Consider the following 6,306-nt stretch of genomic DNA (forward strand, 5'->3'; position numbering starts at 1 on the left):
ATCAGCTCCTTGTCGTAGTCGGTACGCGGCCCGTCGTGCAGCCGGTCCACCGCGGCCGCGCTGAACAGCGACTCCGCCGACGCGATGAGGGTGAAGGCGAGGACAGTGCCCAGCGCGCCGGCGATCGCCCCCGCCTCCACCAGCCGTGCGAAGTCCGCACCGCCCGGCGGCTGTACGGCACCCAGCAGGCCCCGCACTTCGACCCGCGCCACCGGCAGGTCCAGCACGAACACCGCCGTGGTCGCCAGCGCCACCGCCATCAGCGGTGCGGGCACCACCCGCGCCGCCCGCGTCCAGCGCGGCCACAGCACCAGGACCGCGATCGTCCCGGTCCCCACGGCGAACGCCGCCAGCGCCGCATCCGATCCGGTGGTGTCGAGCACGAGAGACGGCAGCCCGCCCAGGTTGGACAGCCCGCTGCCGGGCGCGTGGGCGTCCGCGAGCTTGTACAACTGCCCGGCGATCAGCAGCAGTCCGATGCCGGCGAGCATGCCGTGGACGACCGCGACGGAGATGGCCCGGAACCACCGTCCGAGCCGCAGCACCCCCATGGTCAGCTGGAGCACCCCGGCCACCAGCACCAGTACGCCCAGTGAACCGAGCCCGTACTCCTTCACGGCCTCGTAGACCAGCACCGTCAGCCCGGCCGCGGGCCCGCTGACCTGCAGGCTGCTGCCGGGGAGCAGACCGGTGAGCAGGCCGCCGACGATGCCGGTGACGAGCCCGAGCTCGGCCGGTACACCGGACGCGACGGCCACCCCGACACACAACGGGACCGCGACGAGGAAGACGACGAGGGATGCGGCGAAATCGGCCCGCCAGCGGGGGAGGGACTGCCGGGAGGGAAAGGAGAGGCGGCGGGTGATGTCGGGGAATCTCTGCATGAGGAAGCCTCCAGCGGAGTGCGAGATGCGGTGGCGCGCGAGCGGACGCGGACACGGACGCATAGGCGCGCGACGTGGGGTGACGCGGGCGGGTGCTGCCGGGATCGCGCTGCGCGAGGCGCCATGAGGAAACGACGGCTGGATCCGTCATGTGCGGGGGCCGGGGAAAGCCCAGGGGGAAGTCCAGGAGGGCAGCTGTCAGCAGCGGAACGAGCGGTGACGGACGGGCAGTTCGCCTGATCTCGACAGGGGTACGGCCTGACGGCCGGTCTGCGGTCCGGTCACGGTGAGTCCGCCCACCGTCCGCACCGGGCAGGACGTGGAGAGGGGCGTGGACAGCGGCATCGGTGCGGACACGGTGGCCGCGGACCGCCCGCCGTGCCGCTGCTGGCAGTGGACGGCGACGGAGTCGGGGTGCTCGTGGGCGGTCACCGCCGGCTGGCTGGTGCGCGGGCCGGCGGGAGCAGTGGCGCTGAGCGCGGGAGGCGCGAGCGCGGCGAGTCCTCCGCGGACGCCGTGGGCGACGGTGGGGAGGGCCAGAACGAGGGCCGCGACGATCCCCAGGAGCCGGCAGAGTACGCCGACCCGGACCTTCGCCATCGTCGCCCCCCTCCGGCGCGGCTGGACAGCCAACGCCATTGTGTCCAGAAGGAGATGGGCGAAGGCAAGTAGAAGTGTAACTATCCGATGTATACGGAGTTATCGGTCAGGAATGATCAATTCCGATCGCTCCGGCGCCCGCCGGAGCGCAGTTCCGGTCGCCGCGCGCCGTCCCGCCGCACCGCTTGACGCGGCACACCACCCGGAGGATTATTCATCACATGATGAATTACGGACGCGACCCGGCCACCGACCCCGCCACCGACCCGGCCGCGGGCCCGGTCATCGACCCGGCCCCGGGCCCCGCCGTCCACGCCCACGGCCTCACCGTCGTCCGGGGCGGCCGCACCGTCCTGGACACCCTCGCGTTCGACGTCCCGCGCGGCCAGATCACCGGCCTCCTCGGCCCCTCCGGCTGCGGCAAATCCACCCTGATGCGGGCCGTCGTCGGCACCCAGGCCAAGGTCACCGGCACCCTCGACGTCCTCGGCAGCCCCGCCGGAGACCCCCGGCTGCGCCCCCGCATCGGCTATGTCACCCAGGACCCGTCCGTCTACGACGACCTCACCGTCCGGCAGAACCTCGACTACTTCGCCGCCGTCCTGCGCCCCGGCCGGGCCGCCCGCGCCGCGCGCCGCGAGAGCGTCCTCCGCGCCATCGAAGACGTCGACCTCACCAGCCACGCCGACGTCCTCGCCGGCAACCTCTCCGGCGGCCAGCGCAGCCGGGTCTCGCTCGCGGTGGCCCTGCTCGGCACCCCCGAACTCCTCGTCCTGGACGAGCCCACCGTCGGCCTCGACCCGGTCCTCCGCCGCGACCTCTGGAACCTCTTCCACGCCCTCGCCGCCCAGCGCGGCGCCACCCTCCTCGTCTCCTCCCACGTCATGGACGAGGCCGAGCGCTGCCACCGGCTGCTCCTGATGCGCGAGGGCCGCATCCTCGCCGACGACGCACCCGACGCCCTCCGCGCCCGGACCGGCTCCGCCACCGTCGAAGAGGCCTTCCTCCACCTCGTCGACGAGGCCAAGGCGGCGGCACAGGGCGCGGGGCGAACGGAAACCGCCAAGGAGTCAGCACGATGACCACCGACGTCCCCGCCGCCGCGGCACTCCCCGGTCCCGCCCCGCTCTCCCCCTCCCGCACCCTGGCCACCGCCGCCCGGGTCCTGCGCCAGCTGCGGCACGACCCGCGCACCATCGCGCTGATGCTCGTCGTCCCGTGCGTGATGATCGCCCTGCTCCGCTACGTCTTCGACGCGCACCCGGCCACCTTCGACAACATCGGCGCCTCGCTCCTCGGCATCTTCCCGATGATCACGATGTTCCTGGTGACCTCGATCGCCACCCTCCGCGAACGCACCTCGGGCACCCTGGAGCGCCTGCTCGCCATGCCCCTCGGCAAGGCCGACCTGATCGGCGGCTACGCCCTCGCCTTCGGACTGCTCGCGATCGTGCAGTCCGCCGTCGCCACCGCCCTGTCCGTCTGGGTCCTCGGCCTCGACGTCATCGGCTCCCCGTGGCTGCTGCTGCTCGTCGCCGTCCTCGACGCACTCCTCGGCACCGCACTCGGCCTGTTCGTCTCGGCCTTCGCCGCCTCCGAATTCCAGGCCGTCCAATTCATGCCGGCGGTCCTGATGCCCCAGCTCCTCCTCTGCGGCCTTTTCACCGCACGCAACACCATGCAGCCGGCCCTCGAAGCAATCTCCGACGTCCTGCCGATGTCCTACGCCGTCGACGGCATGAACGAAATCCTCAGGCACCCCGACATCACCGGCACCTTCGTCCGCGACGCCCTCATCGTCACCGGCTGCGCCGCACTCGTCCTCGCCCTCGGCGCGGCCACGCTCCGCCGCCGTACGGCCTGACGCCGTCCCGGCCCTCGGAACGCACCCGCACCGCGCCCCGCCCGGGTGCGAGGATGACGAGGACGACGAGGACGACGCAACAATGCCCGGCACAGCGGAAAGGCGAACCCGCACGATGACCCAGAAGGTCGCAGTACTCGGCACCGGAAAAATCGGCGAAGCCCTGCTCAGCGGAATGATCCGAGGCGGCTGGGCCCCCTCCGACCTCCTGGTCACCGCCCGCCGCCCCGAGCGCGCCGACCTGCTGCGCACCCGGTACGGCGTCGAAGTGGTCAGCAACCCCGAGGCCGCCAAGTCCGCCGACACCCTGATCCTCACGGTCAAGCCCCAGGACATGGGCACCCTCCTGGCCGAGCTGGCCCCGCACGTCCCCGCCGACCGCCTGGTCATCAGCGGCGCCGCCGGCATCCCCACCTCCTTCTTCGAGGAGCGGCTGCCGGCCGGCACCCCCGTGGTCCGCGTCATGACGAACACCCCCGCCCTAGTCGACGAGGCCATGTCCGTCATCTCCGCCGGCACCCACGCCTCCGCGGCGCACCTCACCCGCGCCGAGGAGATCTTCTCGACCGTCGGCAAGACCCTCCGTGTCCCGGAGTCCCAGCAGGACGCCGCCACCGCGCTCTCCGGCTCCGGCCCGGCGTACTTCTACTTCCTCGTCGAGGCGATGACCGACGCCGGCATCCTGCTCGGCCTGCCCCGGGACAAGGCCCACGACCTGATCGTCCAGGCCGCCATCGGCGCCGCCGTGATGCTCCGCGACAGCGGCGAACACCCCGTCACCCTCCGCGAGAACGTCACCTCCCCGGCCGGCACCACCATCTCCGCCATCCGCGAACTGGAAAACCACGGCGTACGGGCCGCCCTGATCGCCGCCCTGGAAGCCGCCCGGGACCGCAGCCAGGAACTCGCCACCGGCAACGGCTGACGGGCAGCCGGAATCCCGAGCGGCCCGCACCTAGCCCAGCAACCCCACCGCCCGATACGCCGCATCCACCCGTGGCCGAGCCATCCCCCGGGCCCGCTCGGCCCCGGCCCGCAGCACCCCGTCCACATACGCCGTATCCGCAGCCAGCTCCGCATGGCGGGCCCGCACCGGCCGCAACAACTCCACCACCGCCTCGGCCACGTCCTTCTTCAACGCCCCATACGAGTCGTACTCCGCCGCCAACCGCTCCGGATCACCCCCGACGCACGCCGCCAGCACATCCAGCAGATTCGCCACCCCGGGCCGCTCCGCCCGGTCGTACACCACATCCCGACCCGCATCCGTCACCGCCCGCATCACCTTCTTCCGCACCACCTCCGGCTCATCCAGCAAATAGACGATCCCCGCGGTCCGGCCGTGCGACTTCCCCATCTTCGAAGTCGGCTCCTGCAAATCCATCACCCGCGCCGCCACCTCCGGATGCGTCGCCTTCGGCACCACAAACGTCGCCCCGTACCGCTGGTTGAACCGCACCGCCAGATCCCGTGTCAGTTCCAGATGCTGCGCCTGGTCCTCCCCGACCGGCACCTCATGCGTCCCGTACGCCAGGATGTCCGCCGCCATCAGCGCCGGATACGTCAGCAACGACAGCCGCACGCTCCCGCCCCGCGCCTGCTCGCTCGCGGCCTTCTCCTTGTACTGGATCATCCGCCGCATCTCACCGTCCGAGGCCGTGCACTCCATCAGATACGACAGCCGCGCGTGCTCATCCACCTGGCTCTGCACGAACACGGTGCACCGCTCCGGATCAAGCCCCACCGCCAGCAACAACGTCGCGGCCTGCCGACTGAGCCTCCTGACCCGCGCCGGATCGTGCTCCACCGTCAGCGCATGCAGATCCACCACACAGAACAGCGCGTCCGCCCGGTACTGATCCACATCAGCCCAGCGCCGCATGGCCCCCAGGTAGTTCCCCAACGTCAGATGCCCGGTCGGCTTCACACCACTGAAGATCCGCGTCATCGCTGCCTCGTCTCCCTTTTTACGTACGTGGAGACCGCCGACCTCGCCGGCCGGCTGCGTGAGGGAGATACGCGAACGGCCGCCGAAGCGGCGGCCGTGGTCATGCATGCGCTGGTGGTCGGCCGCCGTCAGGCGGGCCACCACTGCTGTACGAGCGCATGCGGAGTCATGCACCCAAAAGTACCCGTGGAACGCCCACCCGGCAGCGGTTTGAAGCGACTCACCCCCTCGTGTAGTGTTCTCCGAGTTGCCACGGAGCCGACAGGCCCCGGACAACCATCCCGCCGCCTCAGCGGCACACCACGACTGCACGGCCCCTCACCGGGATGAATTTCGGCATGCCGAATTTCGATTCCACCGACTCGATTTGAGTCACCGAGGAATTCCGCTAAAGTAGTGACCACGCCGAAAGGCAAACCCCGCCGACGGGGAATCGGAACTGAATTCGAACCGGCAACGGAACGAAATCGGATCTGATAGAGTCGAAAAGGCCGAAAAGCGAAAGCCGGACGGTCAACCCCGCTCCAACAGGGGGCCGGAGACGGAAACGGATCTGGTAAGGTTGGAAACGCGAAGAAGCCGAAAGGTCGAATCGCACCGGCGAAAATCAGGACCGCGAGGATCTGATAGAGTCGGAAACGCAAGACCGAAGGGAAGCGCCCGGAGGGCCCGGTACTGAGTCAATCAGAACCGATAAGGCACAAAGGAAGCGTCCGTTCCTTGAGAACTCAACAGCGTGCCAAAAGTCAACGCCAGATATGTTGATACCCCGTCTACCGGAAACATCCGGGAGATGAGGTTCCTTTGAAAGTCCTGCGGACCTTGTGTCGGCAGGCAATACACAGCGAGGACGCTGTGAACCACTGGACTCATTCCGTCCGGTGGTTCCGCTCAACGCGAGTGTAAACCGGATATCCGGTAAACATTCACGGAGAGTTTGATCCTGGCTCAGGACGAACGCTGGCGGCGTGCTTAACACATGCAAGTCGAACGATGAACCGGTTTCGGCC

General features: G+C 69.7%; 6 protein-coding genes and 1 rRNA gene. 4 read left to right on the forward strand and 3 right to left on the reverse strand.

Features of this window, described 5'->3' with window-relative positions; translation table 11 throughout:
- The coding region (locus AB0I10_RS39735; RefSeq protein WP_363157618.1) for a SulP family inorganic anion transporter at positions 1-884 on the reverse strand (884 nt) is incomplete at its 3' end.
- Between the two features lie 198 nt (positions 885-1,082).
- On the reverse strand, positions 1,083-1,484 hold the full coding sequence (locus tag AB0I10_RS39740) for a hypothetical protein (protein ID WP_363157619.1): 402 nt from the start codon (positions 1,482-1,484) through the stop codon (positions 1,083-1,085).
- 221 nt (positions 1,485-1,705) lie between these two features.
- Here AB0I10_RS39740 and AB0I10_RS39745 point away from each other — a divergent pair, with 221 nt between their 5' ends.
- From AB0I10_RS39745 to proC, 3 genes are all read left to right on the forward strand, one after another.
- Entirely contained in the window at positions 1,706-2,566 is an 861-nt protein-coding gene (locus AB0I10_RS39745; RefSeq protein WP_363157620.1) for an ABC transporter ATP-binding protein, read from the forward strand.
- On the forward strand, positions 2,563-3,348 hold the full coding sequence (locus AB0I10_RS39750; RefSeq protein WP_363157621.1) for an ABC transporter permease: 786 nt from the start codon (positions 2,563-2,565) through the stop codon (positions 3,346-3,348). The genes AB0I10_RS39745 and AB0I10_RS39750 overlap by 4 nt, the downstream gene beginning before the upstream one ends.
- Before the next feature lie 115 nt (positions 3,349-3,463).
- Positions 3,464-4,273 (forward strand): pyrroline-5-carboxylate reductase, encoded by an 810-nt coding sequence (gene proC, locus AB0I10_RS39755; RefSeq protein WP_363157622.1) that lies wholly within the window; start codon positions 3,464-3,466, stop codon positions 4,271-4,273.
- Positions 4,274-4,303: 30 nt separating this feature from the next.
- Here proC and trpS read toward each other — a convergent pair whose 3' ends face one another.
- Positions 4,304-5,296, reverse strand: a complete 993-nt coding sequence (gene trpS, locus AB0I10_RS39760) for a tryptophan--tRNA ligase (RefSeq protein WP_363157623.1) — start codon at positions 5,294-5,296, stop codon at positions 4,304-4,306.
- A gap of 925 nt (positions 5,297-6,221) precedes the next feature.
- Here trpS and AB0I10_RS39765 point away from each other — a divergent pair.
- Positions 6,222-6,306, forward strand: a 16S ribosomal RNA gene (locus tag AB0I10_RS39765); the annotation flags it as partial.

The organism is Streptomyces sp. NPDC050636, from assembly GCF_040654775.1.
Classification (GTDB): Bacteria; Actinomycetota; Actinomycetes; order Streptomycetales; family Streptomycetaceae; genus Streptomyces.

What these genes read in the sequence shown, in the direction of transcription:
- AB0I10_RS39740 (WP_363157619.1), bottom strand. Translation starts at nt 1,484, where the DNA reads ATGGCGAAGGTCCGGGTCGGCGTACTCTGCCGGCTCCTGGGGATCGTC.
- AB0I10_RS39745 (WP_363157620.1), top strand. Translation starts at nt 1,706, where the DNA reads ATGATGAATTACGGACGCGACCCGGCCACCGACCCCGCCACCGACCCG.
- AB0I10_RS39750 (WP_363157621.1), top strand. Translation starts at nt 2,563, where the DNA reads ATGACCACCGACGTCCCCGCCGCCGCGGCACTCCCCGGTCCCGCCCCG.
- proC (WP_363157622.1), top strand. Translation starts at nt 3,464, where the DNA reads ATGACCCAGAAGGTCGCAGTACTCGGCACCGGAAAAATCGGCGAAGCC.
- trpS (WP_363157623.1), bottom strand. Translation starts at nt 5,296, where the DNA reads ATGACGCGGATCTTCAGTGGTGTGAAGCCGACCGGGCATCTGACGTTG.